4 protein-coding genes are annotated in these 3,875 nt (G+C 73.4%); 2 read left to right on the forward strand and 2 right to left on the reverse strand.

The window, feature by feature from the left end:
- Positions 1-267: 267 nt before the first annotated feature.
- Positions 268-1,467, forward strand: coding sequence for a type III PLP-dependent enzyme (locus tag AC0CYZ_RS17310; RefSeq protein ID WP_472217530.1), 1,200 nt, complete (start codon positions 268-270; stop codon positions 1,465-1,467).
- Positions 1,464-2,786, forward strand: a complete 1,323-nt coding sequence (gene speD, locus AC0CYZ_RS17315; protein ID WP_472217532.1) for an adenosylmethionine decarboxylase — start codon at positions 1,464-1,466, stop codon at positions 2,784-2,786. Before AC0CYZ_RS17310 ends, speD begins: the two co-directional genes overlap by 4 nt.
- A 188-nt stretch (positions 2,787-2,974) precedes the next feature.
- Here the strand turns inward: speD and AC0CYZ_RS17320 are convergent, their stop codons facing one another.
- Positions 2,975-3,553 (reverse strand): DUF3558 domain-containing protein, encoded by a 579-nt coding sequence (locus tag AC0CYZ_RS17320; protein WP_472217534.1) that lies wholly within the window; start codon positions 3,551-3,553, stop codon positions 2,975-2,977.
- The coding region (locus AC0CYZ_RS17325; protein WP_472217536.1) for a hypothetical protein at positions 3,537-3,875 on the reverse strand (339 nt) is incomplete at its 5' end. The genes AC0CYZ_RS17325 and AC0CYZ_RS17320, both read right to left, overlap by 17 nt.

Below are 3,875 nucleotides of genomic sequence, written 5' to 3' on the forward strand. Positions count from 1 at the left end.
CGGCCGACGCCGAGCGCCGCCGCGAGGATCGCCACCGCGAACAGCCCCGTGACCGCCGCGCTGCGGGCCGACCACCGCGGCCACCTCCGCCGCCGACGATCCGTCCCCCAACCGTTCAGGGAGCCCGACGGCATACCTGTCCCACTCTCTCCCCGACCCGCCGACTCCGGCCCACCGGTCCGGAGATCCGGGAGGCTACGCGTCCGGTACGTCTGCGGTCAGCCGTTTCGTGCATCTCGGGAGACCGCACGGGGCACGATGGGAGCCGTGGGTGCACAGCGGGCCGCGCGGGCGCACGACCGTGTCGTCGAGCCCCGATCCGACTCCGCCGACCGAGTGATGCCCAGTCCCCGATTGGAGCTGGACCTCGCCGCGGTCTCCCGGGCTTTCTCCGCGTTCCGTGACGCCCTGCCCGAGGCCGAGCCCGCCTACGCCGTCAAGGCGAATCCCCATCCCGAGGTGCTCGGGCTCCTCGCCGCGCGGGGCGCGAGCGTCGACCTCGCGAGCGTCGGCGAGCTCGACGCCTGCCTGCTCGCCGGGATCACCCCGGCGCGGATGAGCTGGGGCAACCCCGTGAAGAAGCCCGCCGACGTCCGGGCCGCCGTCGCCGCCGGCGTGACCCGCTTCACCACCGACGCCCCCGCCGACGTCGACCTCCTCGCCCGCCTCGCCCCCGGCGCCGCGGTGACCGTGCGGCTCGGCGCCGACGACACCGGCTCGGCCACCCCCTTCGCCGGCAAGTTCGGGGTGACCCCGGACGAGGCCGCGGCGCTCCTGACGCGCGCCCGCGACGCCGGCCTGCGCGCGCACGGGCTCGGCTTCCACCCCGGCTCCCAGCAGACCGACCCGGACGCCTGGCGTCGCGGGATCGCCGCCGCGGCCCGGGCAGTGGAGCACTTCGGCGCCCCGGTGGCGGAGCTCGACGTCGGGGGCGGGTTCCCGACGCCGCACGCTGCCGGCCCGGTCCCCGACCTCGCGACCTGCGCCGACGCGATCCGCGGCGCCCTGGCCGCCCACCGCGAGGTGCCCGGCGTCGGGGTCTGGCGGCCGCACCTCGTCGCGGAGCCGGGGCGGGCCCTCGTCGCCGAGGCGGGCGTGCTCGTCGCGGAGGTGGTGCTGGTCGCCGACCGCGCCGGCCGCCGGTGGGTCTACCTCGACGTCGGGCGCTACCAGGGCCTCGCGGAGACCGAGGGCGAGATGATCGTCTACCGGTTGCGCACCCCCGGGCACCCGTCGGACGCGCCCCGCGGGCCGGTCGTGCTCGCCGGCCCCACCTGCGACGGTGACGACGTCCTCTACCGCCGGGCCGACGTGCGGCTCCCGCTCGACCTCGCGCCCGGCGACGTCGTCGAGTTCCTCGGTGCGGGCGCCTACACCGCCAGCTACGCCTCGGTCGGCTTCAACGGCCTCCCGCCGCTGCCCACCGTGATCCGCCGCCCTGTCGAGACCCCCGAGGAGACCGCTTGACCACTCCCACGCCGGCCCGCCCGTCCCCCGCGAGCCCGCCCGCTTCGTTCGCCGGGCGCCACGTGCTCGCCGAGCTGCGCGGTGTCTCGGCCGCGCTCCTCGCCGACGACGCCGCCGTGGCCCGCGCGTTGCGGACCGCGCTCGACGGCGGCGGGGCGTCCACCCTCGACGTCGTGACGCACCGGTTCGAACCGCAGGGCACGACGGTCCTCGCGCTGCTCGCCGAGTCGCACGCCTCGGTGCACGCCTACCCCGAGGCCGGCGCGGCGTTCGTCGACGTCTTCACCTGCGGGGAGCACGCCGACCCGGAGCGGATCGTGGAGATCCTCGGCCGGGAGGTCGGGGCGGTCGAGGTCCGGGCGCAGATCGTCGCGCGCGGGGCGGGACTCGCGCCCGACGTCGTTGGGCACCGGGAGGTCGACGAGCCCCTCGCCGAGGGGATGCGCCGCCGTTGGCGGATCGACGAGGTGCTCTGGCGGGGCCGGACGGCGTGGCAGGACATGATCGTCGCCCGCACCGCGCAGGGCGTGTCGCTCTTCTGCGACGGCGAGCGCCAGTCCACCGAGGCCACCCAGCTCACCTACCACGAGGCCCTCGCCGTCCCACCCCTGCTGCTCGCGGACTCGGTGGAGCGGGTGCTGGTCGTCGGGTCCAGCGAGGGGGTGGTCTCGCAGCTGGCGGTGGCCGCCGGAGCCCGGCGCGTCGACCACGTCGACATCGACGCCGAGTGCGTCCGCCGCTGTGCCGAGCTGCTGCCCTACGGCTACTCGGCGGCCGAGCTCGAAGCGGCCGAGTCCGGGTCGGGCCCGGTGCAGGTGCACTACGCCGACGGCTGGGCCTTCCTCGCCGAGGCGGCCGAGCGGGGCGACCGGTACGACGTCGTGATCGTCGACCTGCCCGACGAGCCCGTCGAGGTCGACGACCCGGCCCAGCACGCCCGCCTCTACGGGACGCCGTTCCTGCAGCGGTGCGCCGCGGTCCTCGCGCCCGGCGGCGCGGTGTGCTCCCAGGCCGGCTGCCCGACGATGTGGCGCCACGACACCCTGGCCCGGATGGTCGGGCGCTTCGACGAGGTGTTCCCGACGGTGCTCCCCTACTGCTCCGACGAGCACGAGTGGGCCTACCTGACGGGGCGGGCGGACGCGGTGTCCGATCCGGTGGCGCTGGCGACGTCGCGGCTCTCGCGGTTCCCGTCGCTGTCCTCGATCGACGGCCCGGCCCTGCTCCGCGGCTCGATCCTTCCCTTCGCGCTTCGCGCTCGTGCGTCCGTTTCCGTGCCCGAGCACGGACAATCGCTCACACCCGACGGCGGCCGGTGATCATCGGGCTCTGGTTCGGGCCGCTACTGGGCCCGGAGCCCGCCCGACCCGGTCTCGGTGAAACCGCACCCCGTCCGGAGTCGGTCCGGCTAGAGAAAGCTCAGCGTCGAGCAAGTCTTCCGCCTCGGGCAGAAGGCCATGTTGTCGCGCGGGAAACCGTGTCCACTAGACATGGCTTTCCGCGGGCCTCAACGCTGAGGCGGGAGCTTGCGGATCACGAGGGCCGTGGCCTGCTCGGCGAACTCGCACGCGTCGTTGCCCGGGGCGGGATCACCCCTGCCGATCCAGGTCGCTTCGAGTGCCTGCTTTGGCCCGAGCCCGGTGGTGACGACACAGATATTCGGCGGACCCGGACGACTCTTCTGTGCCACAGCGGGGAAGCCTTCGATTGAGCGTGGGACGAACACGGGTTCGAAGTGAGTGCGATACGTGTCCGCAAGCAGGTCACGATCCGCGTCGACCGCAAGCGCGAGGCCCTGTTGATCCGACGCGGTCCACGCGCATTCCTGCACGTCGATCGACGTCCTTTGTCGTCCCGGAGAGCCGAAACCAAGTTCCTCGAGCTCCGACGGAGTCAGCAGTGACGTGCAGGGGGAGCCTGCCACGGCTGACACCTCCACTGGTCTCTCGACGGTCGGAGCACCGAACCGATTAGACGTCGACGGCACCGGACCTGCCGGCGCCGGAGCTGACTCTGGGGCGCCGCACGCACCAAGGATCGTGACCAGCGTCGCTAGACCTAGAAGCCGGCTAGCCCCGCGTCGCATCGAACGCCCGACGGCTGTTCACGTCGACATTCTGATATTCGGCGAGCTCCGCCGAGATCGAGTCGATCAACGAGTTGAGCCGATCTACGCCGGCACGGAGTGCAAGCAGCAACGACCCTTGACCACCGTTGGCCACCGCGCCGAGGAGAGTTGCTGCGTCACGGCTCACCTCGTCGGCAGAACCCGGATCGACCTTGCCGAGTCTCTCAGCGTCGATCATGAGTCCCCGCAACTCATCCCTTGCTGCCGTCAGGTCTCGAAGCGTCTGCGGCGCGCGCTCGAGGTCGACCGTGAACGACCCGCCCGTCGTCATGTCCACGAC

It is taken from the genome of Actinomycetospora sp. (genome assembly GCF_055612215.1).